The organism is Paraconexibacter sp. AEG42_29, from assembly GCF_040581415.1.
Classification (GTDB): Bacteria; Actinomycetota; Thermoleophilia; order Solirubrobacterales; family Solirubrobacteraceae; genus Paraconexibacter.
In genome coordinates, this window is sequence record NZ_CP114014.1 from 608,512 (window position 1) to 633,777 (window position 25,266).

Consider the following 25,266-nt stretch of genomic DNA (forward strand, 5'->3'; position numbering starts at 1 on the left):
GCACTACGCTCACCGCAATGGCACGCCAGCTCTGGATGCTCCGTCACGGTGAGGCGGAGCCGCACGGCTCCCGGCCCGACGCCGATCGCCGCCTGACCCCGCGCGGGGAGCAGCAGGCGGCCGACGCCGGCGCTGCGCTGGCCGTGCTCGGGATCGAGTTCGCCGCGATCTTCACGAGTCCGAAGGTGCGCGCCCACGGGACGGCGACGGGTGCGGCGCAGGGCCTCGGGAAGGACGTGGTCCTGCATGCGCCGCTGGCGTCCGGCTTCGACGCGGACGAGGCGCTGACGCTGGTGAGCGCCGCGGACGACGGCGGTCACATCCTCGTCGTCGGGCACGAGCCGGACTTCTCGGGCGTGGTGCACGAGCTGACCGGCGCCGGCGTCGACTTCAAGAAGGGCGGCGTGGCCGGGATCCGCCTGGAGGGGACGACGGGCCGTGGCGAGCTCGTCACGCTCCTACGCCCGCGCGAGCTCGCCGCCATCGCCCGCTCGTCGTCGTCGCAGTAGCGGGACGCCGCCCGTGGACGCTGCACGAGTCCGCGCGCCTGAGCTGGCCGGGGCCGGCGAGTGGATCGGCACCGACGCGCTGTCGTTGGCCGACCTGCGCGGCAAGCTCGTCCTGCTCGACTTCTGGACCACCGGCTGTGTGAACTGCCAGCACGTCGCCGAGGAGCTGCGGGCGCTCGAGCGCCGGTACGCCGAGGTCCTGATCGTGATCGGCGTGCACTCGCCGAAGTTCCCCCACGAGCGGGATGCGGACGTGGTGCGCGCCGCGGTCGCGCGGATGCGGGTCGAGCATCCGGTCCTCAGCGACCCGGCGCTGAGGCTGTGGGACGCGTACGCCGTGCGCGCATGGCCGACGCTCGTCCTGATCGATGCCGCCGGCCGGGTCGCGCTGACGGTGGCGGGGGAGGGGCACGACGAGCAGCTGGCGTCGGCCATCGACGTGCTGATCGCCGAGGCCGAGGCGGCAGGCGTCCTGCGGCGTGGTCCGCTCGCGCTGACCCCGGTGGCGGGCGGGACGGGCGAGCTGGCCTTCCCGGGAAAGGTCGCGGTCGGCGACGGCGCGGGCGGTGACGTGCGGCTCGCGGTCGCCGACAGCGGGCACGACCGCGTCCTCGTGACGACGCTCGGCGGCGAGGTCCTGCACGAGCTCGGCGGCTTCTACCAGCCGCAGGGCGTCCGCTTCGACGGGCCGGCGGCGTCGGCGTCGGCGTTGCTCGTCTGCGAGACCGGGGCGGGGCGGGTGTGGCGGGTGGAGCTGGGCCACGGCGTGGGGGACCCCGGGCGCCGCGAGCTGCTGACCGACCGCCTGAAGTCCCCGTGGGACGTCTGCCGGTGGGCCGGGCACGTCGTGATCGCCGAGGCCGGGCGCCACCGGCTGTGGGCGATCGACCGCTCCGGCGAGCCGCAGGTGATCGCCGGGACCGGTGGCGAGAACCTGGTCGACGGCCCGGCGAACGGCGCGCTGCTCGCACAGCCCTCAGGGCTGACGGTCTCCGCGCACGACGAGCTCGTGTTCGTCGACGCCGAGACGAGCGCGCTGCGGGTCCTGGACCGGCCGGGCGGCGCCGTCCGCACGCTCGTCGGCCAGGGGCTGTTCGTCAGCGGGACGGCCGACGGGAGCGCCGAGCGTGCGCGCCTTCAGCACCCGCTCGGCGTGGCCGCCGCCCGCGACGGCGCGCTGCTGGTCGCCGACACGTACAACGGCCTCGTCCGCGTCTGGCGCGGCGAGCACCTGTGGACCGTCCCGGTCGAGGGCTTCAGCGAGCCGGGCGGCATCGACGTCCTGCCCGACGGGCGCCTGGTGGTCGCGGACACCGGCAACCATCGCGTGGTGCTGGTCGACCCGGTCGACGGACGTGCCGAGGCGATCGACGTCGGGGGCTCGGGGTCCGGCGACATCGCCGGACCGGGGACGTGGGCGCCGGCCGCCGTCGCCGCGACGGTGATCGCCCGGGCCGGGGGCGTCCTGGACGTGGAGCTCGACCTGCCGCTCGACGGCGACGAGCTCGACGGGCTGGGCGGCGCGCCGGTCCGCGTCACGGCGTCCGCGCTCGATCCCGCGCTGCTCGGCGACGAGACCGCGTGGTCGCTCGACGCGCTGCCGGCGCGGGTCGCGGTCCCGCTCGGGCACGGGTCGGGACGCATCACCGTGGAGCTTCGCGTGGCGACGTGCGACGGTGCGCTCTGCCGGCTGCGGCGCACGCAGCGGGCGTTCGACGTGATCCTCACCGACTGAGCCTGCGACCGGTTCGAGACCGCGCGGCTCACCGGTGGGCGTAGGCTGCGGCGCATGTCCCGTCGCTTTCTTGCCGCTCTCGCCGCCGTCCTCGTGCTGGCCGCGGGCGTCGTCGCGGCCGTGGCCGCCGTGGGGACGGGCGACGGCGCCGGCGACGCCCGGGCGTCCTCCGGCTCGCAGGTCGTCGTCCGCTTCGACAAGGGCGGCGGCTTCGCCGGCGTCGACGTCCGCACGCGGATCCGCGGCGACCGCCGCGTCACGGTCACCGAGCGGGGCCGGGCAACGCGGCGGCACACGCTGAAGGCCGCGACGCTCACCGCGCTGCGGAAGACGCTCGACGCGGCGGAGCTGGGAGAGAAGCTGCCCGGTCCGCAGGGCGGGTGCGCGGACTGCTTCGTCTACTCGATCACCTACAAGGGGCGCAGGGTCACCTTCGACGAGGCCGCGGTCCCAGGTCGGCTGAAGAAGCCACTGGCCGAGCTGAGCCGGATCGCGCGCGGGAGCCGCTGACCGGCGAGCGTCACGCAGACGCAATGCAGCCGGTGACGGTCGGCGTCACCCACGACCTCGCGTCTGCCCGGGATAGGCTGGACCGCAGCGATGCCCGAGCTACCCGAGGTCGAGATCACCGCGCGCCGCCTGAGCGAGGCGCTCGCGGGCGTGAGCATCGAGTCGGTCACCGCGCCCGGGATCAACGCGCTGAAGACGTTCGCGCCGCCCCTGGACTCGCTCGCCGGCCATCAGATCGAGGGCGTCCGGCGGATCGGCAAGCACATGGTCGTCGACGTCAGCGGCGACCTGCACCTGCTGCTGCACCTGATGTCCGCCGGGCGGCTGCAGCTCTACGACAAGCGCGCGTCGTTCAAGGACCGCACCTCGCGCCTGCTGGTCCGGCTGGACGGCGGCGGCGAGCTGCGCCTGCGCGAGTTCGGGACGAAGCAGCGTGCCTGGGTCAAGCTGCTGGACGGCCCGGGGCTGGCCGAGGACGAGGCGCTCGCCAAGCTCGGTCCCGATGCGTACCCGGACCCGCCGGCCGACCTCGCCGCGCTCCTCAAGCCTCAGAAGGGCCGGCCGCTCCAGGCCGTCCTGCGCGACCAGCAGGTCATCACGGGCATCGGGCGCTCGTGGGTCGACGAGATCCTGTGGGTCGCCAAGCTGTCGCCGTTCAAGCGGGCGGGCGAGCTCGATGCCGACGAGGCAGCGGCGCTGCGTGCCGCGATCGTCGACCGGCTCGGCGCGGCGCTCGACCTCTACGAGGAGCAGGTGAAGCTGCCGATCCCGGACAAGCTGCCGCTGCCGCTGCAGGTCCACCGACACCACGGTGAGCCGTGTCCGCGCTGCGGGACGACGCTCGAGGCGATCCACTACGACGAGCAGGTCCTGGCGTACTGCCCGGCGGAGCAGACCGGGGGCAAGGTCCTGAAGGACCGGCGTCTGTCGCGGCTGCTGAAGTAGGCCGCGGTGATCGCTCAGTGGCGGGTCGGGCGGTAGACGAGTTCCTGGGTGTGGCCGTCGAGGGTCCGCTGCTCGAGGAGCTCGAGGTCGAAGTCGCCCGCGCCACCGAAGATCGGGCTCTTCCCGGTCTGCCCGGAGACCACGGGGAAGATCGTCACCTGGACGCGGTCGACGAGCCCGGCGGCCATCAGCGACCAGTTCAGCGACAGGCTCGCCTGCGAGCGCAGGGGCACGTCCGACTCCTCCTTCAGCCGGGCGACGATCTCGGCCGCGTCACCGCTCACGATCGTCGCGTCGGGCCAGCCGAGCGTGTCCTCGAGCGTGGACGAGATGACCGTGGCCGGCATCCGCAGCGTCCGCTGGTTCCATTCGTCGAGCGCGAGCGGATCGACGCCCGACGTCAGGATCTCCGCGTTCTCACGGAACGTCGTGGCCCCGAAGACCATCCGCTGGTCGGTGCTGAAAAGGGAGGCGCGGTGGGCGAGGAGCTCGGGCCCCTGCTTGCTCCAGTACCCGCCCCAGTCGGCCTCCGGGCCAAACGAGCCGTAGCTGTCCAGCGTGGAGAAGACGTCCCAGGTGTACGTGGCGGTCATGTCGATGTCCCTCGGGTCGGAGTGTCGGTCGGGCCGCGCGTTCGTGGTGTCCGAGCGGCTGTCCGAGGGACGCAGCACGCCTCCGGAACTCATCGACAGCTTTCGAGATGCAGTGCGAGCGCGTGCGACGGACCCCGTTGGCAGCTGCCACGCGTGCAGCTCGGGTTCGTGCCGGCGCGGCCACACCGCCGCTGCGCAACGGCAATACCCGGACCGGGTTCGCGGCAGGCTGCCGGCGCACCTGATTCCGCGGCCATCGCGGTACCGTGGCCCGACATGCTCGAGACCGGAACCACCGCCCCCGCCTTCACCCTCCCGAGCCAGGACGGTGAGGACGTCAGCCTCGCCGACTTCAAGGGCCAGACCGTCGTCGTCTACTTCTACCCCAAGGCCGACACGCCCGGCTGCACGACGCAGGCCTGCGGCATCCGCGACGCGTCGGCCGCATACGCCGAGCAGGGCGTGACCGTGCTCGGGATCTCACCCGATCCCGTGAAGGCCGTGAAGAAGTTCCACGACAAGCAGTCCCTGAACTTCACCCTGCTGGCCGACGAGGACCATGCGGTCTGCGAGCAGTTCGGCGTCTGGGTCGAGAAGTCGATGTACGGCCGGACCTACTGGGGCGCGCAGCGGGCGACGTTCATCGTCGGCGGGGACGGGACGATCGTCCACGTGATCCCCAAGGTCTCCCCGAAGACCCACGACGAGGTGGTCCTCGCCGCGCTTGCCGAGGCGTGATGAGCTTTCGGGTGTCCTGCCGTCATACAGGCCATGACCAGCTCACCCGACCTCACCACCACGGCCGCCGACCGCGACGCGTTCGAGGCGCAGGTGCGCCGCCACGCCCGCGAGCTGCACGTCCACTGCTACCGGATGACGGGCTCCGTCGAGGAGTCCGAGGACCTCGTGCAGGAGACCTTCCTGCGGGCGTGGCGGCGGCGGGAGCAGTTCGCCGGCCGCTCGACCCCGCGGGCCTGGCTCTACCGCATCGCGACGAACGCCTGCCTCGACGCGCTCGACAAGCGCCCCCGGACCCAGGGCCCGGACGGGGAGGTGCTGTGGCTGCAGCCCTACCCCGACTCGATGCTCGACGCCGTCCCCGCGAGCGAGGACGGTCCCGAGGACGCGGTGGTCGCCAAGGAGACCATCGAGCTGACGTTCATCACCGCGATCCAGCGGCTGCTGCCCCTGCCGCGGGCGGTCTTCATCCTCCGCGACGTCCTGGACTGCTCGGCCAGGGAGACCGCCGAGCTGCTGGAGACGACGGTCGCCTCGGTGAACTCGGCGCTGCAGCGCGCCCACGCCGGCCTGCGCGAGCACCTGCCCGAGCCCCGGGCGCAGTGGCGCCCCGAACAGGAGCCGACGGCCGCCGAGCGGGACCTGCTCACCCGCTACGTCGAGGCCGGCGAGCGGGCCGACCCGGCGGCCTTCGTCGCCCTCATGCACGACGACGTCCGCTTCTCGATGCCGCCGTACCCCGGTGTGTGGGACGGCCGCGACACCGTCATCGGCGCCTGGGTCGAGGGCGGCTTCGGCGAGGAGGGGTTCGGGGCGATGCGCTGCGTCCTCACGCGGGCCAACCGCCAGCCCGCGGTCGCCGCCTACGTCCGGCGGCCGGGGGAGGCGGAGTACCGGCCGCTCGCCGTCGATGTCCTGCGGATCGAGGACGGCCTGGTCCGGGAGATCGTCACGTTCGACGCGGCGGTGTTCGCGCGCCTGGACCTCCCCGCGAGCCTCCCGGCCTGAGCGGTACCCGCCGCGTTCAGCGCAGCGCAAGGGAATGGACCCAGAAGCGCAAGCTCTGTCCGGGAAGGTGAAGGGCACCCGCTGAACCCCGACCATCGGAGTCGCCATGCCCGCCGCGCCGTACCGCCTGATCCTCGTCGCCAACCGCACCTGCCCGTGCCCGGGCCTGCTGGAGGACATCGCCGACCGGGCCACGCGCTCCTGCGGTGAGGTGCTCGTCGTCGCCCCCGCGCTGAACTCGCGGGTGCGGCACTGGGTGTCCGACACCGACGCGGCCCTGGCCGCGGCGGGCGCCCGGCTGCGCTACGCGGTCGAGCACCTCCGCAGCGCGGGCGTGGTCGCCGACGGTGAGGTCGGCGACGCGGATCCCCTGGTGGCCATCGAGGACGCGATGACCGCGTTCCCTCCGGACGTCGTGATCCTGTCGACGTGGCCGGCCGAGTCGAGCAACTGGCTCGAGCGTGACCTCGTGGGCCGGGCGCGGGCGCGCTTCGACATCCCGATCGAGCACCTCGTCTCGCGCTACGACGCGCCGGCCGCGACGCTCGCCGTCTCGAACGGTGCGTGATCGCGATGCTGCGAGGTGCACCGGCGCTGGGCTGACACGGGCTGACGCGATGGTCCGAGCGCTCAGCGCCTGCGGGGCGACCGTGCTCGTGATGGCGGCGGCCATCACGGGTTGCGGCGCGGAGATGGACGCACGGCGAGGACCGGTGTCCATGCCGGCACCGGGGCCGGTGACACCGGTGGCGGCTCGGAGCCCGCCCCCGTCGGAGCCGCCTCCGGCCTCGTACGCCCCGTGGCCCGCGGCCGGCCATGACGCGCGGCACAGCGGGTCTGCGCCGGTCGTCGGTCCGCAGCGGGGGAGGGTGAAGTGGCGTCGCCGGCTCGAGGGACCCGTCGTCCCCGGGCCGATCGTGGGGCGCGACGGCACGGTCTTCGCGGCTTCGGGCGGCGGCGTCCTCCACGCGCTCGACCCAGCGAGCGGCCAAGACCGCTGGCGGTTCGACGGCGGTGGCGCCTACGGGAGCGACCTGTCCACGTCGCCGCTCCTGCTCCCGGACGGCCGGCTGCTGCTGTGGCCCGGCCCGGGCGACAGCTTGTACGCGATCGACGCGAGGACCGGCCAGGCACTGTGGCGGATCGCGTTCGGCGGCATGGTCCTCTCGCCGGCCCTCGGCCCGGACGGGACCGTGTACGTCGCGGACATGGCGGGCGGGCTGCGTGCGCTGCGGCCCACGGCGGGCGGCGCGCACGAGCGGTGGCGGATCGGCATCGGCGGAACCGGCTACGCAAGTCCCGCAGTAGACCGCCGTGGCGGCGTGACCACCGTGTACGTCGCAGCGGACGAGAGCCTCGTCGCCGTCCGCGACGAAAGGAGCCGCGGCCGGGTCAGCTGGCGCCGCGCCACCGGCGCGCTGATCGAGGTGTCGGCGTCGGTCGCGGTCTCCGGCACGGTGACGATCGGCTCCAACGACAAGCGCCAACATGCGTTCACCCCGAGCGGCCGCAAGCTTTGGGAGGCGCCGCTCGCGTCGCTGACCTACTCCTCGTCCGCGTCGGCCGTCGATGGGAGCGTGCTGGTCGGTGACCATCGTGGGGCGGTCAGCCGGCTGGCGGGTGCCGACGGGCACGTCCTCGCGCGGTACGTCGGCATCCCGCAGACGCCGCGACAGCGATCGGTCGGGGTCTGGACGGCGCCGGCCACCGACGCGCGCGGGAACGTCTACTTCGGCACGCGCGTCGGGCACATCTACGGCTTCGCGTACTCGGGTCGCCGGCTGTTCGACGTCAAGACGGGGGCGACGGTCGACTCGAATCCTGCGCTCGGGCCTGACGGGACGCTCTACGTCGGGTCCGAGGACGGTTACCTCTACGCGATCGGCTGAGGGCTCCGCGCTGCGGAGCGACCCGGGACGGTGCACGTTGCCGAAGTCTTACGCTGCCGCGCAGACGCTGACATCGATCGGTTGCGATGCGAGGATCGGCGCCGTGTCCACCATCCCCGCCGCCATCCAGCGCTTCATCGACGACCAGGCCGACAAGGCAACCACGCGCTACGACGACCTGCGCGCCGTCGTCTTCAACGGGACGCTCAAGCGCTCGCCCGAGCCGAGCCAGACCGACGGCCTGCTCGCCGTCGCGCGCGGCGTGCTGGAGCGTGTCGGGGTGCAGGTCGACGTGGTGCGGACGGTCGACCACGTCATCCCGCCCGGGGTCTGGCCCGACATGACGACCCAAGGGTACGAGCGCGACGACTTCCCGCAGATCTACCGCGAGCTCGTCGCGCCGGCGGACATCGTCCTCATCGCCGGGCCGATCTGGCTCGGCGACCAGAGCTCCCAGACGCGCGTTGTGATCGAGCGGCTGTACGGCTACTCCGGCGAGGTCAACGCCGCCGGGCAGTGGTCGTACTACGGCAAGGTCGGCGGCGCGCTCACCACCGGCAACGAGGACGGCGGGAAGCACGTCTCCGCTCAGGTGCTGTACGCGCTGCAGCACATCGGTCTGACCGTCCCGCCGCAGTCGGACGCCTACTGGAACGGCGAGGCCGGACCCGGCGCCTCGTACAGCGACCCCGGCAGCGGCGGCCCCGAGAACGCGTGGACCACCCGCAACACCGTGTTCATGGCATGGAACCTCCTGCACATCGCGCGCATGCTGAAGGACGCCGGCGGCATCCCGGCGTACGGCAACTCGACGCACGACTGGGACCTCGCCCAGCCCGAGCACCCGAACCCCGAGTACCGGTGAGCGCCGCGAGCCTGCGCGCGGGCGAGCGCTTCCCGGACCTCGACCTGCCGGACCACAGCGGGCGTGAGCGGACGCTCGCCGAGATCGCCGGCGGCGACCCGCTCGTGCTGCTGTTCTCGCGGGGCTGGTGGTGCCCGAAGGAGCAGCGCCACCTCCGCGAGCTGACGGCCCTGCAGGACGAGTTCGAGGTCGCGTACAGCCGCGTCGTGGTCGTCAGCGTCGATCCGCCCGAGGTCCAGGCGGCCCTGCGCGCCGGCCTCGGCGCGCGCTACCTCTTCCTGTCCGACCACGAGCGCCGCTGGCTGTCGCGGCTCGGCCTGCTCGAGGAGGACGACACGGTCCACGCCCCGTACCGCCCGACCGCGTTCAGCCTGTTCCCGAACCGCACGATCCACCGCCGCTACGACGGCTACTGGTACTGGGGACGGCCGACGGCCGAGGACCTGCGGCAGGACATGCGAGCGATCTCACGCGCGGTCCGCGCCGACTTCGAGCGATGAAGGCGCCCGTCGCCGGCGCCGCGGAGCTCACCTTCGACGGCGCGGGACTCGTCCCGGGGCCCGCATCGGGACGCGCGTTCCAGGTCGACGCCCGCTGCCTGGAGGGCATACCGGTGGCGGGGGCGTACGCCCACGTCTGCGCCCTCGTCGACCCGGCGGCGAGCGTCCCGTTCGACGATCCCGCCGTGCAACAGGCGCGCCGCGACGCCTACGCCTGGTGGATCGACCGGCTCGGGGCGGCGCTCGTCTGCATCAGCACGCTGGCCCTCGACGGGTCACGCTACGGCGGGGCGATCACCGTCACGCGATCACCGGCGCCGTGGCGGGAGGACCCGTTCGCCCGCATCTTCCCCGGCACCGTGCTGCGGACCGGGGTCTTCTGCGCGGTCCCGCCGCCGGCCGGGCCGGTCATCGAGCGGTACGCCGGGGTCGCATGGCCCGGCGGGACGTTCGCCGGCTGACGCTGTGTCCGCAGCGTCAGGCCGGGACGCGCGCCGCGTACATCGCGCGGTCGGCCGCCGCCATGAGCTCGGCCGGGGTCACGCGGTCCGCCGGCCCGAAGCACGCGAGGCCGAGCGTGGCCGCGAGCGCGACACTGCCGCCGGCGTGCTCCACGGCGACACGGCCGAGGACGTCCTGCAGCCCGGCGAGGACCGTACGCGCCTGGTGCGGCGTGGCGACCGGGAGCAGGACGGCGAACTCGTCGCCGCCGACGCGCGCGACCACGTCGGTCTCGCGGCAGCGCGCGACCATCGCCGCGCCCGCGCGCCGCAGCAGGGCGTCGCCGGTGTCGTGGCCGAAGGAGTCGTTGACGGCCTTGAAGCCGTTGAGGTCGACGTAGATGAGCGCGCCGCCGTGCCCGTGACGGGCCGATAGCGCCAGGGCATCGCGCAGTGCGCCGTCCAGCCGGCGGCGATTCGCCACGCCCGTGAGCGGGTCCTGCTCGGCCAGCTCGCGCAGCTGCGCCTCGAGCTCCTTGCGCCCGGTGATGTCCTGGAACTGGCCGAGCCACATCAGCGGGAGCCGGTCGTCGTCGCGGAGGAACGACATGTTCGCGATCGCCCAGACGACGGCGCCGTCAGGGCGGACGAAGCGCTTCTCGGTCTGCCAGGTGTCCGTCTCGCCGCGGAGGATCCGCCACGCGGCGTCGACATCGGACTGGCGGTCGTCGGCGTGGGTCAGCTCGGAGTCGCGGCGACCGAGCAGCTCGTCCTCCGAGCGGTCGAGCAGTGCGCACAGGGCCCGGTTCACGCGGATGTAACGGCCTTCGGTGTCGAAGAACGCCATGCCGATCGGCGCGCTGTCGAACGCGGCGTCGAGGTGCGCTGCCGAGTCGCCGAGCAGCACCGACTCCGGGACCTCCTGGAGCAGCGACAGGGCCGAGCCGTCGGGCCGTACGGTCGTGCTGACGTCGACGACGAACGGGACGCCGGCCGCGGAACGGGTCTCGCCGCGCCAGCGGGCACGACCGTGACCGAGGTCCTGGCGGGGCCCGCAGCCGACCACATCGCCGAAGCGGTCGCCGGTCGGGTCACGTCCGAGGAGCTCGACGGCCAGCGCGTTGGCCGCCGCGATGACGTCGGAAGCGTCGATGTCGAGCGCCGCCGCCGGGATGGCCGCGAGCGTGACGGAGCGCCGTGCGTCGTCGTCGGTCGCGGACATGGGCCCCCATGCATCGGCGCGCGACGCCCGCGACTTGATGGGTCTGGAACCGATCTATCCGTCGTGGCGTTCGCGTGCTGCCATCACGAGCTCGATGTTGCCCTCCGCCCAGTCGTGGATCGCGCCGAGGGCGTCAGACGACCATGCCGTGCCGGACCGTGTTCTCGACCACCACGCGACCCTCCACGAACGCCAGCAGGTAGTCCGGGCCGCCCGCCTTCGTCCCGCCCCCCGACAGCCGGTTGCCGCCGAACGGGTGCCGGCCGACCCGCGCACCGGTGATCTCCCGGTTGACGTACAGCGAGCCGACGGGCGTCCGGGCGGCGACGTGCGCCACGACCGCCGGGTTGCGGCTGAACAGCCCGCCGGTCAGCGCGAACGGCGAGGCGTCGACGATGTCGCAGGCGGCGTCGATCGACGCGACCGGCTCGATCGACAGCAGCGGCCCGAAGATCTCCTCGTGCAGGATCGGGCAGTCGGCGGGCAGGTCCGCCACCAGCAGCGGGGGCGCGAAGAAGCCGGGGGTCGCCACGGCGTCATCGCCGTCCGGGAGCGTCGCCTCGGCGAGCACCGTGCCGTCGGCGCGCGCCATCTCCGCGTAGCGGGCGACCCGGGCGACCGACTCGGCGTCGATCACGGGCGGCACGTCGACGCCGAACGTCTCGGCGCCGCTCACCTGCAGCGTCGCGACCGCGCCGGCCAGTCGGGTGGCCAGCTCGTCGTAGAGGTCCGCGTGGACCAGGACCCGCGCTGCCGCGGAGCACTTCTGGCCCGCGAACGCGAACGCGCTGTGCAGCAGCGCAGGGACGACGTCGTCGATGTCGGCGTCGCTGTCGACGATCACGATGTTCTTGCCGCCCATCTCGCACACGACGCGCTTCAGGTGGTGCTGGCCGGGGACGACGTCGGCGGCCCGGCGCAGGATGTCCCGGCCCGCGGCGCTCGACCCGGTGAAGGCGATCGTGTGGACGTGCGGGTGCGCGACGAGCGCCTTCGCCGGCTCGTCGCCGCCGGGCAGGACGTGCAGCGCGCCGGCCGGCAGCCCCGCCGCCTGCAGCGCGTCGTAGAGCGCGGCGGCGCAGGCCGGCGCCTGGTCCGCGGGCTTCAGGACGACGGTGTTGCCGGTGACCAGCGCCGCGGCGATCATCCCCGCCGGAATCGCGAGCGCGAAGTTCCACGGCGCGATGACGGCGCAGACACCGCGAGCCGCGTACGTCATGACGTTGCGCTCGCCCGCGACGTGGACCAGCTCGCGCGGGCCGGCGAGCGCCACCGCCGCCCGGGCGTAGTACTCCAGGAAGTCGATCGCCTCGCAGACGTCGGCGTCCGCCTCCGGCCAGGGCTTGGCGGTCTCGCGCAGGAGCAGCGCGGTGAGCTCGTGGCGGCGGGCGCGGAGCTGATCGGCGGCCCGGATCAGCACCGCGGCGCGGTCCTCGGCGTCGCGCGACGACCAGTCGGCGAAGGCCCGGCGCGCAGCAGCGACCGCGGCATCGGCGTCGTCGACCGACGCATCCCCGGACAGCGCCACGACACGGTCCGGACGGGACGGGTCGACCGAGCGCAGCGGCAGCTCCGTCCCTGCCCGGCCGTCGATCACGACCGGCGCGCGCAGCGGGAGCCGCGCGTCGAGGGCGGCCAGCGCGGCGACGAGGTCGGCCCGCGGCTGCGGGCGGCGCAGCTCCAGGAGCGGCTCGTTGCGGAACGGGGCGGTGTCGGTCATGGGGCCTCCAGGAGGCGGTCGAGGTCGGTGCCGCTCGCGTGCGCGCGCAGGAAGGAGTCGTTGGCGGTGTTCTCGAGCAGGCGGCGGACGAGGTAGGCCATGCCCGCGACGAGGTCGCCGATCGGGCAGTAGGTGCGCACGCGCAGCCCTTCGCGGGCCAGCGCGTGCCCGAGCGGGTCGCCGAGCCCGCGCAGGACCTGGTACTCGACGGCGTCCACGGGCAGCCCGCGCGCCTGCTGGCCGGCGATCGCGTGCGCGACCGACCGCAGGTTGTGCGACGCGATCAGCGGCCGCACGACGTCGGCGTGGTCCAGCAACCGGTCGGTGAGCGCCTCGAACGCGCGGTCGCACGCACGGCGATCGGTGTGGACGGGGACGGTCCAGCCGTTCTGCTCGGCCTCGACGACCTCGTGGTCCCAGTAGGCGCCTTTCACGAGGCGGATCGCGAGCGGGTGGGCGCGGGGAGTGCGGCGGGCCCAGTCCAGCAGCAGGTCGAGCTCCTCGCCGGCGTCGGTGAGGTACGCCTGGTGGACGATGCCGGCGGACGGCCCGGCGGCGAACTCGTCCTCGGCCAGCACACTCAGCGTGAGGTCGCGGACGGCCTCGCGGGAGTCGAGCGACTCCATGTCGACGTGGACGTGGGCACCGAGCTCGCGGGCGGTCCGGAGGATCGCGCGCAGGCGCGGGGCGGCGCCGGCGGCACCTCGCTGCGGCGCGTCGGCGCGCAGGTGCGGCGTCAGCGCCGAGACCTTGACGGACAGGTTGACCCGTGCGACCTGCCCGTGGGGGTCCTGCTCGAGCAGGGCGTTCGGCGCCCACGCGGCCATGCCGACGGACAGCGTCTGCAGGACCTCGACGCAGCGCTCGGCGTAGGCGTCGGCCTCCGCCTCGGACACCGTGGCCTCGCCGAGGAGGTCGACCGAGGTGGCGACCCCGTCCCGCCAGAGCCGCCGCACGGCGGGCAGCGCGTCCGCCGCGCCGGAGCCGACGATGAACCGGCCCGCCATCGCGCGGACGCCGGCGGCGCTTGCCACGCCGACCACCGTCTGCCATGCGGCGCCGCGTCCGGCCAGCGAGCGCGCGAGGCCGAATGGGGCGGCGGGGGTGTCGACCTCGTCGAGCAGCGCCGCCAGGTGCGCGGCGATGTCGGTGTAGCTGTGACACGCCGGGCGCACGTCGACCAGCCGGAAGAGCGCCGCGCGCAGGTCGTCCCGGCTGGCGATCCGGTCCATCATCCGGGCCTCGATCGCCGCCCGTGGATCGTGGTGGGTCCCCATGCCGGCGGCCAGGCGCCGGCCGATCGCCGGGACCCGGGCCTCGACGTCGGCCGGTGCCGGGCGCGGCGCCGGCGGGTCGCTGTCCGATGGCGCCGCGGTATCGCCGGGTGCTGCCGCGCCGGGCGGTCCCGAGAGGCGACGGGCGGTGGCGCGGACGGCGGCGGAGGTCACGTATCGGACGCTACGCCGGGCGTCGAGCCCTGGGGGCGGACAGGAGTCGCCCCCGGCTTGCACGGGGTGAGACGATCGTCTCACCGTGTCCGACGCCGACCAGCTGCAGGAGCTCCTCGACCGCCTCGCCGCGCGCGTGGGGCACGCCGTCTCCCTGGAGGATCCGCAGCTGCGGCTGATCGCCTACAGCCAGACCGGCGAGGACGCGGACCCCGTGCGGCTGCGCTCGATCCTGCGCCGCGAGAGCCCGGAGGACGTCCGCGCCTGGCTCTTCGGCCACGGCCTGCATGAGCTGCGGGAGCCGACGGTGCTGCCGCCGCTGGTCGACCTCGGCATGCGCGAGCGCGTGGTCTGCCCGGTCCGCCACGCAGGGGCGCTGCTCGGCTACCTCTGGGTCCAGGAGTCGGGGGACGCGGACCTGATCGCTGCCGCCGCGACGGCCGCCGAGGCCGCGGGCGTCATCCTCTACCGGCGCCGCCTGGAGCAGATGTCCGGCCGCGCACGCGAGGTCATGGAGCTCGCCGCCGGGGTCTTCGGGGACGAGGGCCGCGGAGGCGGGCTCGCACCCGTCGCCGTCGTGCGCACGGGCGTCCTGGGCGAGACGGCGGCGCTGGACCTGCACGCCGCGTTCGAGCAGGCGCTCCGCCGGCAGACCGGCGGGGCGGGCGGTCGCTGCCTGCAGCAGGAGGCGGACCTCGTCCTGGCCGGCGCGCCGGTGGCCGACCTGCAGGCGGCGCTGGCCGCCGTCGGGAGCGGGCTGCCGGCCGGGGTCGGCGGGCCGCTCGTCGAGGCCCGGCGAGCGGCGCTGCTGGCCGAGCTGCTCGGCGCGACGGTGCCGCTGCAGCTGGGGGACGTCCCCCTCGAGGCCCACGTCCTGGCGGCCGCCGGCGACGACCCGGCGCGGATCGAGGTCCCGCTCGTCGCCGCCACCCTGCTCGCCACGGACCCCGTCCTGGCCGCGACGATCGAGACCTACCTGGACCACGGCGGGGACATCGCCGCGACCACCGCCGCGCTCAGCGTCAGCCGCGCCGGCCTCTACCGGCGGCTGCACCGGGCCGAGACGGCGGGTGGGTTCGCGCTCCACGACGGCGCGCAGCGCACGCTGCTGCACCTCGGGCTGAAGGCGGCGCGGCTGACCCGCTGACCCCGGCTCGTCGGTCGCTCGATGTGCCACCACAGGCCACCCGCGCACGTGGTGGCACATCGGCGGACGGCTGCGCGGGGTGCCCCCGGGGCCGTGGGGCGCTCGATGTGCCACCACCTGCCACCCGCGCACGTGGTGGCACATCGGCGACGGGTCGGGAGGCAGCGCCCTGGTTCCCGGTGCGCTTTGCTGACACGATGCGCAGCGATGCCCCGCCCGCCGCGCGCCGCCGCCGCCCTGATCGTCGCCTCCTGCCTGCTGGGCCTCACGTTCGGCGCCGTCGGATGCGGCCGGGACAACGCCCCGCCCAAGCGCGCGGAGGACAAGGACAGCGCGGCCACCCGCCAGATCCCGGAGGACCGCGCGGCGGCCAACCGCGCCGCGATGCGCGACTGCGCCCCGCCGGACGACGACCTGGTGTCCGCGCTCCCGGACGACCTCGAGCTGGAGCCGGTGGAGAACGACCCGAACCTCGCCCTCCTCGGGGACGCCGCGCCGTCGGCGGAGGGGGTCTCGCTCAAGCAGGGCGGCACACTCGTGGGGTCGATCGTGGCCTTCCCCCTGCTGGCGGGCGAGGAGGACACGTACACGCAGACCGTGCTCAGGACCGTGCGCCGGCGCGCGAGCGTGCGCCGGCGCACGAGCGTGCGAGTCCGCAAGGGCAGGGTCGGGGGCGTCACCGCGACCCGGATCGACGTCGCGCCCGGCGGGACGCTGTACATCATCCGGCGCGACTGCCGGATCCTCGAGATCCGGGCACGGACGCCGCGGTTGGCGAAGGACCTCGCGCTGCGGCTCGCCGACCAGCCCTGACCGCCGCGCCGCCCTGAGCGCGGGGTGGCTCAGGCGTGCTCCGCCACCCAGTCGCGCCAGAACTGCGGCAGCGCGGGAGCGTGCAGCAGCTTGGGTCGCAGCGACGCGTCGTGCAGCAGCGCCTGGAACATCAGCGCGCTCGTCACGTTGTGATCCGGGCGGAAGACGACCTCGATCGCGTCTCCTGCCCCTAGGTCGCCCTCCTCGAGGATCCCGAGATACGCACCCGGCCGCCCGGCCTGCGCGAACGCCCTCACGAACAGCGGGTCGCGCATCCGCAGGCCGAGCTTGAAGCAGGGGATGCGCGTCTGGCGAACCTCGAGCAGCGTGGTGCCGACCCGCCAGCGGTCCCCGATGCGCGCGCCCGAGAGGTCAAGTCCGCGGGTGGTGAGGTTCTCGCCGAACGCACCCGGCCCGAACTCGCGCCCCGTCTGGGTCGCCCACCACGCGCTGTCCTCGCTCGCGTAGGCGTAGACCGCCTTGTCCGGCCCGCCGTGGACCGTGCGGTCGGCCTGGTCGTCGCCGGCGAGGTTCACGCCCTGCACCGGGACCCGCCACGTGACCGGCGACTTCCAGATGCCCGTCTCGATCACGCGGCTGCCGACGTGGACGTCGCGCACGCCGCCGACGCTGACGGCGAGCAGCTCGCCGGTGAGGGTCTCGGTGGACGGGGTCTGCGTGCTCATCGGCCTCGGTGCTCCTGATGGTCGTCGTCGTCGTCGTCCAGCGCGCGGACGCCCAGCGCGCCCGCGAAGATCGTGGCGGCCGCGACGATGTCCGGCAGCGGCATCGCCACCCCGCGCAGCCGCTCGGTCGCCCGCATCCGTTCGATCTCGCAGCCGCGCAGCTCGCAGCCGGTGCCGAAGCGCGTCCCCGTGAGGTCGACGCCGGTCAGCGTGCAGTCCTGGAACACGGCGGCGGTCAGCCGGCAGTCGGCCAGGTCGCTGTCGGTCAGGACGCAGTCGTCGAAGCTGACCCGCTCCAGGCGCGAGGCGGCGAACGACGCGAGGTCGATCAGGCAGCCGGTGAAGCTCACGTCCCGCAGCGTGGCCTCGGTCAAGCTCAGGCCGGTGAGGCGCACGCCCGCGAACGCGCAGCGCTGCACCGTCGCGCCGCGGCCGCGGAGGTTGGCCAGGCTGCCGCCGGTCACGCGCACGTCGCGCAGCGACAGGTGCGGCAGGTCGGCGCCGGACAGGTCGGCGTCGATCAGCTGCGACTCGTGCACCTCCAGGCCGCGCGACCGGACGCCGGGCCGGGCGCCCGTGATGTGCGCGTCCTGCACCGCCGACTCGTCCTCGAGCGCCTGCTCGGCCAGGTCGAGCGGGGCAAGGTCCGACGGGACGCGGGGTGTCGTGATCGGCCGGGCCACCGGCGTCCAGTCTACGCCGGGCCGCAGGCCGTTCAGACGGGCTGCGGCGATGGCTCGCGCGCGATTGCCTCGGGGGTGTCGGCGGTGGCCGTGAGCGGGCCCGCGCCGCCACCACCGCCGCGGCTGGGACGCCGGAGCCTGACGCCCGCCGTCAGGCCGAGACCCGCCATCACCACCGCGCCGCCGCCCAGCTCGGCGGCGGTCGGCCGCTCACCCAGCGCGATCCACGCGGCGGCGATCCCGACGACCGGGACCAGCAGCGTGAACGGCGCCACGATGGACGCCTCGTAGCGCCGCAGCAGCCAGTTCCACACGCCGTAGCCGAAGAACGTCGAGCCGATCACGATGTACGCGAGCGCGAGCAGCCCGCCCGCTCCCACGCCGGTGATCGCGTCGCCCATGCGGTCCGGGCCCTCGAGCGTCAGCGACAGCAGGCCGAGCGGGATCGGGGGGACGAGGCTGGACCAGACGAGCAGCGCGATCGCGTCCGGTGGCCGCGACCGGCGCACGATGATGTTCCCCGTCCCCCAGGAGGCGCTCGCCCCGATGCAGAGCGCGAACGCGAGCAGCGGGACGCCCTCGGCGCGGCCGGCGGCGATGATGGCGATCCCGGCCAGGGCGACGGCCGAGCCCGCGAGCTGACGGCGGCCGGGGCGCTCCCCGAGGAACGCGACCGCGAGCGCGACGGTGAAGACCGCCTGCAGCTGCAGGACGAGCGACGCGAGCCCGGCGGGCATCCCCTCGTGCAACGCGCTGAAGAGGAACGCGAACTGCCCGGCCGACAGGAACAGGCCGACGCCGATCACGTTGCGCGCCGGGACCTGCGGGCGGCCGACGAGGAAGACGGCGGGCAGCGCCACGAACACGAAGCGCAGCGCCGCGAAGAGCAGGGGCGGAAAGTCCTTCAGCCCGACGTGGATGACGACGAAGTTCACGCCCCAGACGACCATCACGGCGACGGCGAGGAGGGCGTGGCGGCGCGGCATGGGCGCAGCATGGCGCAGACGATCGTGCAGAGCGACTCGTCCTTCTGAGCGATACCCGTAAGCTCCACTGATGCTTCATCTCGGTCGTCTGCGCACGCTGCGCGAGGTCGCCGACCGCGGGACGATCGCCGCGGCCGCCGACGCCCTGCACCTGACCCCGTCAGCCGTCTCGCAGCAGCTGAGCGCCCTGGAGCGTGAGATCGGGCACCGGCTGGTGGAGAAGGACGGCCGCACCATCCGCCTGACCCCGCTGGCCGAGGTCCTGGTCCGCCGGGCGGACGCCGTCTTCGCCGAGGTGCAGGTCCTGCAGGCCGAGGTCGCCGCCCACGCCGCCGGCGAGCAGGCCCGGCTGCACGTCGCGGCCTTCGCCACCGCGATCACGAGCCTGATCGCGCCCGCGGCGATCGCGCTCCGCGAGAGCAGCCCCGGCCTGGAACTGCGCGTCACGATGGCCGAGGCGCCGGAGGCGTTCGCGGGCCTCGGGCGCCAGGAGCTCGACATCGTGATCTCGATGGAGGCGTCCGGGGCACCGACCCACGACGACCCGCGGTTCGCGCGGGAGGAGCTGCTCACCGACGTGCTGGACCTGGTCGTCCCCGCCGGCCATCCGCTGGCCGGCGCGGGACCGGTCCCGCTGACTGCCGCCGGCGCCGAGCGCTGGGTCGTCCCGCCCGGCGGCTGGACCTGCGAGCAGGTGGTCGTCGGCGCCTGCCACGCAGCGGGGTTCACGCCGCGCGTCGCCCATCGCTCGGCCGACTGGAACGCGGTCATGGCGCTGGTCGCGGCCGGCTTGGGCGTGGCGCTCGTCCCGCGGCTGGCCCGCACCGCGATCGTCCCGGGGGCGGTCGTCGTCCCGGTCGAGGGCACCGCGCCCGCGCGGCACCTGTTCGTCGCCTGCCGCCGCGGCCACCAGGACGCACCGGCGCTGCGGCGCACCATCGACGCCCTTCACACCGCCGCCCGCGGGACGGTCGGCCACGACGCGCCGGTCATGCTCGCCGCCTGACCGGGATCGACGTCCGTCGTGTGACAAAGCTCACGGAGCGCGGTGGTTTGGTGCCGCGCGGCGCGGGCAAACACCTGTTGCGGCGGTCGGCATCACCGCCCGCCGCCGAGACTTATCCATCGACCTCAGGAGCACCGTATGTCCGGTACCGCCGACAACGTCAAGGGCAACATCAAGGAGACGGCCGGCGCCGTCACGGGCGACAAGGACCTCGAGAACGAGGGCAAGGCCGATCAGGTCGTCGGCAAGCTCAAGGACGCCGTCAGCGATGTCAAGGACGCCGCCGAGGGCGCCATCGACAAGGTCCGCGGCAAGTAGCCACCCCCCCTTCGCGGTCGGCTGCGGCGCGCGTCATCGATTCTCCCCCGCCTCAATGACCTGACGCGCCCGCCGCCCGCGTAGAGCAGTACCCCAAGAACCATCCCCGACCTCGGGCGGCCCCTACGGCCGCCCGTCGTCGTTCAGCCTCATCCGCCATCATCGGCGCCGATGACCCCCCGCCTGCCGCCCGCACGTCCGCTCGCCGTCGTCTTCGACAACGACGGCCTGCTCCTCGACACCGAGGAGGCGTGGACGCGCGCCGAGGAGACGCTCTGGGCCCGGCGCGGGCTGACCTTCACGCTCGAGCAGAAGCTGACGCTGATCGGCAGCTCGGGGCCGGTGTTGCAGGGCAAGCTCGAGGCGCTCCTCGGTGAGCCGGCGGGCACCGGGCCTGCGCTGGTCGACGAGCTGCACGAGCTCGTCATGGAGGAGGCGCTGAAGCCCGTGAATCCGCGTCCCGGCGCGCTCGCGCTGATCGCGCGGCTGCAGGAGCTCGGGCTCCCGCTCGCGGTGGCGTCGAACTCGCCGCGGGTGTTCCTCGACCGCGTCCTGACCGGGGCGGGTCTCCACGAGCCGGGCGCGCCGTTCCTGGCGACGATCGCCGGGGACGAGGTCGCGAACTACAAGCCGGCACCCGACATCTACCTCGAGGCCTGCTCGCGGCTGGGCGTGGCGCCGGCGGACGCGATCGCGTTCGAGGACTCGCCGCCCGGGGTCGCGGCGGCCCGCGCGGCCGGCATCCACGTCGTCGGGGTCCCCTACGTGGCCGACACGGAGCTGCCCGAGGCCGACGCGACAGCCCCCGCGCTCGACCATCCGAGCGTCCTCGCGCTGTTTGAAACGCCGGCGTAACAAGGGCGAAACCCGGAGTAACCTAGTCTGTGCCCGTGGCCGGTCCCCGCTCACGCCTGCGCCTCATCGCGCTTCTCAGCGTCGCCGCCTGGTCCGTGCACCAGCTGCGCTACGCGCTGGCGTTCGGCTCCGGTCAGGGTGACGCGCTCGGGCGGACCGGGCACGGGTACCTTGAGCTCGCCGGTCCCGTCGTGGGGCTGCTGCTGCTCGCGGGCGCGGCCCAGGTGCTGAGCACAGTCGGCCACCGGCGCGCGCTGCCCGCCGGTCGCGGCGCGTTGCCGCTGCGGTCCCTGTGGCTGCTGCTGTCGGGCATCCTGCTCGGTGTCTTCTGCGCGCAGGAGCTGCTGGAGGGCGCGCTCAGCGCAGGCCATCCGAGCGGCGCCGACGCCCTCGTCCTGCACGGTGGCTGGCTCGCCGCGCCGCTCGCGCTGGCGGCCGGCCTCGCCTCGGCCCTGATCCTGCACGAGGCCGAAGCCGCCGGGTCGGCGACGCCCGTCCGGCTGCGCGGCATCCTGCGCTGGCTCGCGCTCCCGCCCGCACCCGCCGCGACCCCCGCCCGCGTGGTGCGCCTGCGCCGCCGCGGCACCCAGCAGGCCGGGCGTGGCCCGCCGGCCGCCTGCCCGGCCCCGTAGGCACGCCCCGCCACCGTCCGCCGGTCGCCCGCCCAGCCCTCGCTGCGGCGCCGCGCCCGGACCGGTCCGGCGCCCCGGCCCGCACGCTCGTGCGCGCCGATCGCCCGCTGTACCCGAGAGGACCCGCATGACCGCCTTCATCCGGCGCCTGGCCCTGCCGGCGCTCGCCACCCTCGCCGCCGCCCTGGTGGCCGCCGGCCCCGCCCAGGCCCACGGCCTGGTCGGCAAGCAGGACCTGCCCATCCCCAAGTGGCTGTTCGCCTGGGCCGCCTTCGCCGTGCTCGTGATCTCGTTCGTCGGGCTCGCGACCCTGTGGCGCACGCCGCGGTTCGCCGAGCTGCGCGAGCAGGCGACGCTCAGGCTGCCGGCCTTCCTGGAGCCCCTGTGCGGCCTGATCGGCATCCTGATCTTCTCCGGCGTGATCTACGCCGGGTTCGCCGGCACCGACGAGTCGGCCGCGAACGTCGTGCCGACCTCGATCTACGTCATCTTCTGGGTCGGCATCCCGATCCTGTCGCTGTTGTTCGGCGATGTCTTCCGCGCCTTCAACCCCTGGCGCGCGGTCGGCCGCGCTGCGGGCTGGGTCATGGGCCGCGTCGCCGGCGACGGGCCCGAACCGGTCGCCTACCCGGACCGCCTCGGGTACTGGCCGGCGGCCGCCGGCATCTTCGGCTTCGCGGTCCTCGAGCTCGCCATCCCCGTCACCGATCGCCAGGACCCGAGCACGCTCGCGGTCCTGGGCCTGATCTACGCCGCCGTCCAGCTGGTCGGCATGGCGCTGTTCGGCGTGAAGGCGTGGTCGGACCGCGGCGACGCGTTCGGCGTCTACTTCGGGCTGTTCGCCACGCTCTCCCCACTGCGGTGGACGGGCCGCCAACTGGTGCGCCGGCCGCTGCTGGCCGGGACGGCGACCCTCGTGCCGGCGGCCGGCCTGGTCGGCCTGATCTGCGTGATGATCGGGTCGACGAGCTTCGACGGCTTCACGGCCAGCTCGCTGTGGACCGACACCTTCGCGGTCCCGCTCCAGGGGCGCTTCGTGGACGCCGGCTTCAGCCGCGAGCACGCGAACACCCTCGTCTTCACCGGCGGGCTGATCGCCATGACCGGCGTGATCAGCGCCCTCTACCTGCTCGGGTGCGCCGGCATGAAGTCGGCGATCACGGGCGGGACGGACTCCACCACGGAGCTCGCAAAGCGCTTCGCGCCGACGCTCATCCCGATCGCGCTGGCCTACGTCGTCGCGCACTACTTCGGGCTGCTCAGCTACCAGGGGCAGGCGATGGCCTACCTGCTCTCCGACCCGCTCGGCGACGGCTCCGACTACCTCGGCCAAGCCGACTACCGGATCGACTACACCTGGATCAGCGCCACCGCGATCTACTACGTCCAGGTCGTCGCGCTGATCGCCGGCCACGCTGCCGGTCTCGCGCTCGCCCACGACCGCGCGCTGCTCAGCTTCTCGTCCGTCCGCACCGCGACCCGTTCCCAATACTGGATGCTGGCCGTGATGGTCGCCTTCACCAGCCTTGCCCTCTGGCTCCTCTCCAACTCCTCGTGATCACCATGACCTCACCACCGCTCGCGCACGCCGGCCACTGGGCCGTCGGGCTCATCTACCTCGCACCCGTGGCGATCCTCGTCGTCACGCTGCTCGTCATCAGCCGGCGCGACCGCCTGGCCGAGGCCGAGGAGCTCCGCCAAGGGGGCGGCGGCGCCGCCGCCAACGACGCGGGCGGCTCATGAGCATGCGTCGCCTGCGCCGCACCACCACGCTGCCCGCCCTCGCGGCGGCCGCCGCCGCCCTGCTGCTCGCCGGCTGCGGCGGCTCGGACGGCGGCTCCTCGACCGGGGACGCGCCGGCCCCCCGCGGGCCCTCGTCCGCCAAGCTCCGCACCGAGCTGGACAGGGCGACGAAGGTCACCGCCACCTCGTTCCCTGCCACGGGCGGACGCACGCTGCGGCAGGTCGCCGACAGCCTGGACGGCACCGGCCCGCAGGTCGCGTTCGCGACGCAGACGATCGTCCCGGGCCCGAAGCAGCGCCTGGCGTTCGGCATCGTCGACGCCAAGACGGGCTTCGTCTACGCGCCGACCGCGCTGTACATCGCGACCGCGGAGAACGCGAAGGCGTCCGGTCCGTACACGGCCCCGGCCGACCTGCTCATCACCGACCCGCCGTTCCGCAGCCAGAACGCGGCGACCGAGAGCGACCCGTTCGCCGCGATCTACGAGACCACGGCGCCGTTCGCGAAGCCGGGCCAGTACCCCGTCCTGGCCGTCAGCGTCATCAACGGCAAGCGCGTGGGCGCCGCCGGGCTGATCACCGTCAGCTCGGCGCAGTCCGACGACGTCCCGGACGTCGGGGAGGCGGCGCCGAAGGTCGCCACCGACACGGTCGCCTCGGCCGGGGGTGACCTGAAGAAGATCGACACCCGCGTCCCGCCGTCGGACATGCACGAGGTCAGCCTGAAGGACGAGCTCGGCAAGAAGCCGATCGCACTGCTGTTCGCCACGCCTCAGCTCTGCGCGTCGCGGGTCTGCGGCCCGGTCGTCGACATCGCCGCGCAGCTGAAGAAGACGTACGGCAGCCGGATGGAGTTCATCCACCAGGAGGTCTACGTCGACAACGTCGTCAGCAAGGGCCTGCGCCCGCCGCTGCAGAGCTTCAAGCTCCGCACCGAGCCGTGGCTCTTCATCATCGACAAGGACGGCAAGGTCACGTCGCGCATGGAGGGCTCGTTCGGCTTCCGCGCGTTCGAGGAGGCCATCAAGACGGGCCTGTAGCCGGGGCCGGCCCCGGGCGGTTCAGCGGACGGTGATCGCGCCCGCGGCCGCCACGGCCCGGGCGCGCGCGGTGTCCACGTCGTCCGCCGTCGCCAGCGCGACGCCGAGGCGGCGGGGCTTCGGCGCCTCGGGCTTGCCGAACAGGCGCACGCTGACCGTCGGGTCCGTCGCGAGCGCCTCCGCGAGCCCGCCGATCACGGGGGCGCCCGCCGCCGCGCTGAGGACCACCGCCGACGCGCCGGCCGGCGCGATCAGCGGCACCTCGCCCGCCGGGACGGGCAGGCCCAGGATCGCGCGGGCGTGCAGCGCGAACTCGCTCAGCGCCTGTGTCGCCATCGTCACCATGCCGGTGTCGTGGGGCCGGGGAGACACCTCGCTGAACAGGACCTCGTCGCCGCGGACGAACAGCTCGACGCCGAACAGGCCGCGGCCGCCCAGGGCCTCGGTCACCTGCTCGGCAATCTCGCGGGCCCGGGCCAGGGCGCCGTCGCTCATCGCCTGCGGCTGCCACGACTCGCGGTAGTCGCCGTCGACCTGGACGTGGCCGATGGGCGCGCAGAACGACGTGCCGCCCGCGTGGCGGACCGTGAGCAGCGTGATCTCGTAGTCGAAATCGACGAAGCCCTCGACGATCACGGCGCCGGCGTCGGCGCGCGTGCCGGCCTGCGCGAAGTCCCAGGCCGCAGGGCCGCCGTCCGCTGCGCGGACCACCGACTGCCCCTTGCCGGACGACGACATCACCGGCTTGACGACGCACGGGACGCCGACGGCGGCGACGGCCTCCGCGACCTCGTCCGCCGACGAGCAGAAGCGGTACGGCGATGTCGGCAGGCCGAGCTCCTCGGCGGCCAGGCGACGGATCCCCTCGCGGTCCATGGTCAGCCGGGCGGCGCGGGCGGTCGGGATGACGTGCAGGCCGTCCGCCTCCAGTTCGACCAGCACGTCGGTCGCGATCGCCTCGATCTCGGGGACGACGAGCAGTTCGCCGTGTGCCCGCGCACGCTCGGCGGTCAGCAGCTCGCGCAGCGCTGCAGCGTCCGTCATGTCGATCACCGCGCTGCGATGCGCGACCTGCATCGCGGGCGCGCCGTCGTAGCGATCGACGGCCAGGACCTCGCAGCCCATGCGCATCGCCTCGAGGGCGACCTCGCGGCCCAGCTCACCGCTGCCGAGGAGGATCAGGCGGACTGCGTCCGCGGTGCCGGGGGTGCCGATCGTGATGCTCATCCGGCGGG

The 25,266-nt window shown here is 74.2% G+C and carries 28 protein-coding genes; 20 read left to right on the forward strand and 8 right to left on the reverse strand.

Translation table 11 applies throughout. The features are described from left to right. The first annotated feature begins 17 nt into the window (after positions 1-17). From DSM112329_RS02905 to DSM112329_RS02920, 4 genes are all read left to right on the forward strand, one after another. Positions 18-509 (forward strand): histidine phosphatase family protein, encoded by a 492-nt coding sequence (locus DSM112329_RS02905; RefSeq protein ID WP_354700309.1) that lies wholly within the window; start codon positions 18-20, stop codon positions 507-509. A 13-nt stretch (positions 510-522) separates the two neighbouring features. Continuing rightward, positions 523-2,244: a thioredoxin-like domain-containing protein gene (locus DSM112329_RS02910; protein WP_354700310.1), complete on the forward strand. Its 1,722-nt coding sequence runs from the start codon at positions 523-525 to the stop codon at positions 2,242-2,244. A 54-nt stretch (positions 2,245-2,298) separates the two neighbouring features. Further along, entirely contained in the window at positions 2,299-2,754 is a 456-nt protein-coding gene (locus tag DSM112329_RS02915; protein WP_354700311.1) for a hypothetical protein, read from the forward strand. Between the two features lie 90 nt (positions 2,755-2,844). Beyond that, positions 2,845-3,699: a DNA-formamidopyrimidine glycosylase family protein gene (locus tag DSM112329_RS02920; protein WP_354700312.1), complete on the forward strand. Its 855-nt coding sequence runs from the start codon at positions 2,845-2,847 to the stop codon at positions 3,697-3,699. A 14-nt stretch (positions 3,700-3,713) separates the two neighbouring features. Here the strand turns inward: DSM112329_RS02920 and DSM112329_RS02925 are convergent, their stop codons facing one another. Beyond that, positions 3,714-4,292: a dihydrofolate reductase family protein gene (locus tag DSM112329_RS02925; RefSeq protein ID WP_354700313.1), complete on the reverse strand. Its 579-nt coding sequence runs from the start codon at positions 4,290-4,292 to the stop codon at positions 3,714-3,716. A gap of 276 nt (positions 4,293-4,568) precedes the next feature. Here DSM112329_RS02925 and bcp point away from each other — a divergent pair, with 276 nt between their 5' ends. The 7 genes from bcp (at position 4,569) to DSM112329_RS02960 (ending at position 9,753) form a co-directional block, all read left to right on the forward strand. Continuing rightward, positions 4,569-5,030, forward strand: coding sequence for a thioredoxin-dependent thiol peroxidase (gene bcp / locus DSM112329_RS02930; RefSeq protein WP_354700314.1), 462 nt, complete (start codon positions 4,569-4,571; stop codon positions 5,028-5,030). A gap of 33 nt (positions 5,031-5,063) precedes the next feature. Next, complete coding sequence (locus DSM112329_RS02935; protein WP_354700315.1) at positions 5,064-6,038, forward strand: RNA polymerase subunit sigma-70; 975 nt, start codon at positions 5,064-5,066, stop codon at positions 6,036-6,038. A gap of 106 nt (positions 6,039-6,144) precedes the next feature. Next, positions 6,145-6,606: a hypothetical protein gene (locus DSM112329_RS02940; RefSeq protein ID WP_354700316.1), complete on the forward strand. Its 462-nt coding sequence runs from the start codon at positions 6,145-6,147 to the stop codon at positions 6,604-6,606. Between the two features lie 151 nt (positions 6,607-6,757). Then, on the forward strand, positions 6,758-7,927 hold the full coding sequence (locus DSM112329_RS02945; RefSeq protein WP_354700317.1) for a PQQ-binding-like beta-propeller repeat protein: 1,170 nt from the start codon (positions 6,758-6,760) through the stop codon (positions 7,925-7,927). Between the two features lie 112 nt (positions 7,928-8,039). Then, positions 8,040-8,792: a flavodoxin family protein gene (locus DSM112329_RS02950; RefSeq protein WP_354702541.1), complete on the forward strand. Its 753-nt coding sequence runs from the start codon at positions 8,040-8,042 to the stop codon at positions 8,790-8,792. Beyond that, positions 8,789-9,292, forward strand: coding sequence for a redoxin domain-containing protein (locus tag DSM112329_RS02955; protein ID WP_354700318.1), 504 nt, complete (start codon positions 8,789-8,791; stop codon positions 9,290-9,292). The genes DSM112329_RS02950 and DSM112329_RS02955 overlap by 4 nt, the downstream gene beginning before the upstream one ends. Next, positions 9,289-9,753 carry a hypothetical protein gene (locus tag DSM112329_RS02960; protein ID WP_354700319.1) on the forward strand — a complete coding sequence of 155 codons (465 nt, stop codon included), beginning with the start codon at positions 9,289-9,291 and terminating at the stop codon, positions 9,751-9,753. Before DSM112329_RS02955 ends, DSM112329_RS02960 begins: the two co-directional genes overlap by 4 nt. Before the next feature lie 16 nt (positions 9,754-9,769). On the opposite strand, the gene DSM112329_RS02965 is transcribed toward DSM112329_RS02960, so the two are convergent. From DSM112329_RS02965 to DSM112329_RS02975, 3 genes are all read right to left on the reverse strand, one after another. Continuing rightward, positions 9,770-10,954 (reverse strand): diguanylate cyclase, encoded by a 1,185-nt coding sequence (locus tag DSM112329_RS02965; RefSeq protein ID WP_354700320.1) that lies wholly within the window; start codon positions 10,952-10,954, stop codon positions 9,770-9,772. Positions 10,955-11,087: 133 nt separating this feature from the next. Beyond that, positions 11,088-12,674: an aldehyde dehydrogenase family protein gene (locus DSM112329_RS02970; RefSeq protein ID WP_354700321.1), complete on the reverse strand. Its 1,587-nt coding sequence runs from the start codon at positions 12,672-12,674 to the stop codon at positions 11,088-11,090. Further along, complete coding sequence (locus DSM112329_RS02975; RefSeq protein WP_354700322.1) at positions 12,671-14,122, reverse strand: proline dehydrogenase family protein; 1,452 nt, start codon at positions 14,120-14,122, stop codon at positions 12,671-12,673. The genes DSM112329_RS02970 and DSM112329_RS02975 overlap by 4 nt, the downstream gene beginning before the upstream one ends. Before the next feature lie 85 nt (positions 14,123-14,207). On the opposite strand from DSM112329_RS02975, the gene DSM112329_RS02980 reads away from it, so the two are divergent. Further along, positions 14,208-15,269 carry a helix-turn-helix domain-containing protein gene (locus DSM112329_RS02980; protein WP_354700323.1) on the forward strand — a complete coding sequence of 354 codons (1,062 nt, stop codon included), beginning with the start codon at positions 14,208-14,210 and terminating at the stop codon, positions 15,267-15,269. A gap of 207 nt (positions 15,270-15,476) precedes the next feature. After that, positions 15,477-16,082, forward strand: coding sequence for a hypothetical protein (locus tag DSM112329_RS02985; RefSeq protein WP_354700324.1), 606 nt, complete (start codon positions 15,477-15,479; stop codon positions 16,080-16,082). 29 nt (positions 16,083-16,111) lie between these two features. On the opposite strand, the gene DSM112329_RS02990 is transcribed toward DSM112329_RS02985, so the two are convergent. Genes DSM112329_RS02990 through DSM112329_RS03000 form a run of 3 tightly spaced genes read right to left on the reverse strand, consistent with a single transcriptional unit; the run spans position 16,112 to position 18,437 of the window. After that, complete coding sequence (locus DSM112329_RS02990) at positions 16,112-16,768, reverse strand: MOSC domain-containing protein (protein ID WP_354700325.1); 657 nt, start codon at positions 16,766-16,768, stop codon at positions 16,112-16,114. Beyond that, on the reverse strand, positions 16,765-17,451 hold the full coding sequence (locus tag DSM112329_RS02995) for a pentapeptide repeat-containing protein (RefSeq protein WP_354700326.1): 687 nt from the start codon (positions 17,449-17,451) through the stop codon (positions 16,765-16,767). Before DSM112329_RS02995 ends, DSM112329_RS02990 begins: the two co-directional genes overlap by 4 nt. Positions 17,452-17,483: 32 nt before the next feature. Next, positions 17,484-18,437, reverse strand: coding sequence for an EamA family transporter (locus DSM112329_RS03000; RefSeq protein ID WP_354700327.1), 954 nt, complete (start codon positions 18,435-18,437; stop codon positions 17,484-17,486). A 70-nt stretch (positions 18,438-18,507) separates the two neighbouring features. Here DSM112329_RS03000 and DSM112329_RS03005 point away from each other — a divergent pair, with 70 nt between their 5' ends. From DSM112329_RS03005 to DSM112329_RS03035, 7 genes are all read left to right on the forward strand, one after another. Further along, a complete protein-coding gene (locus DSM112329_RS03005; protein WP_354700328.1) occupies positions 18,508-19,443 on the forward strand; it encodes a LysR family transcriptional regulator in 936 nt (311 codons plus the stop codon). A gap of 138 nt (positions 19,444-19,581) precedes the next feature. Then, a complete protein-coding gene (locus DSM112329_RS03010) occupies positions 19,582-19,761 on the forward strand; it encodes a CsbD family protein (protein WP_354700329.1) in 180 nt (59 codons plus the stop codon). A 171-nt stretch (positions 19,762-19,932) separates the two neighbouring features. Beyond that, a complete protein-coding gene (locus tag DSM112329_RS03015; protein ID WP_354700330.1) occupies positions 19,933-20,616 on the forward strand; it encodes an HAD family phosphatase in 684 nt (227 codons plus the stop codon). Between the two features lie 35 nt (positions 20,617-20,651). Then, positions 20,652-21,248 carry a hypothetical protein gene (locus tag DSM112329_RS03020; RefSeq protein ID WP_354700331.1) on the forward strand — a complete coding sequence of 199 codons (597 nt, stop codon included), beginning with the start codon at positions 20,652-20,654 and terminating at the stop codon, positions 21,246-21,248. Positions 21,249-21,375: 127 nt separating this feature from the next. Continuing rightward, positions 21,376-22,806 (forward strand): fenitrothion hydrolase, encoded by a 1,431-nt coding sequence (locus DSM112329_RS03025; RefSeq protein ID WP_354700332.1) that lies wholly within the window; start codon positions 21,376-21,378, stop codon positions 22,804-22,806. Between the two features lie 5 nt (positions 22,807-22,811). After that, positions 22,812-22,991, forward strand: coding sequence for a hypothetical protein (locus DSM112329_RS03030; RefSeq protein WP_354700333.1), 180 nt, complete (start codon positions 22,812-22,814; stop codon positions 22,989-22,991). Next, on the forward strand, positions 22,988-24,031 hold the full coding sequence (locus DSM112329_RS03035) for a hypothetical protein (protein ID WP_354700334.1): 1,044 nt from the start codon (positions 22,988-22,990) through the stop codon (positions 24,029-24,031). Before DSM112329_RS03030 ends, DSM112329_RS03035 begins: the two co-directional genes overlap by 4 nt. Positions 24,032-24,052: 21 nt before the next feature. Here the strand turns inward: DSM112329_RS03035 and purT are convergent, their stop codons facing one another. Next, a complete protein-coding gene (purT, locus tag DSM112329_RS03040; protein WP_354700335.1) occupies positions 24,053-25,258 on the reverse strand; it encodes a formate-dependent phosphoribosylglycinamide formyltransferase in 1,206 nt (401 codons plus the stop codon). Positions 25,259-25,266: the final 8 nt, after the last annotated feature.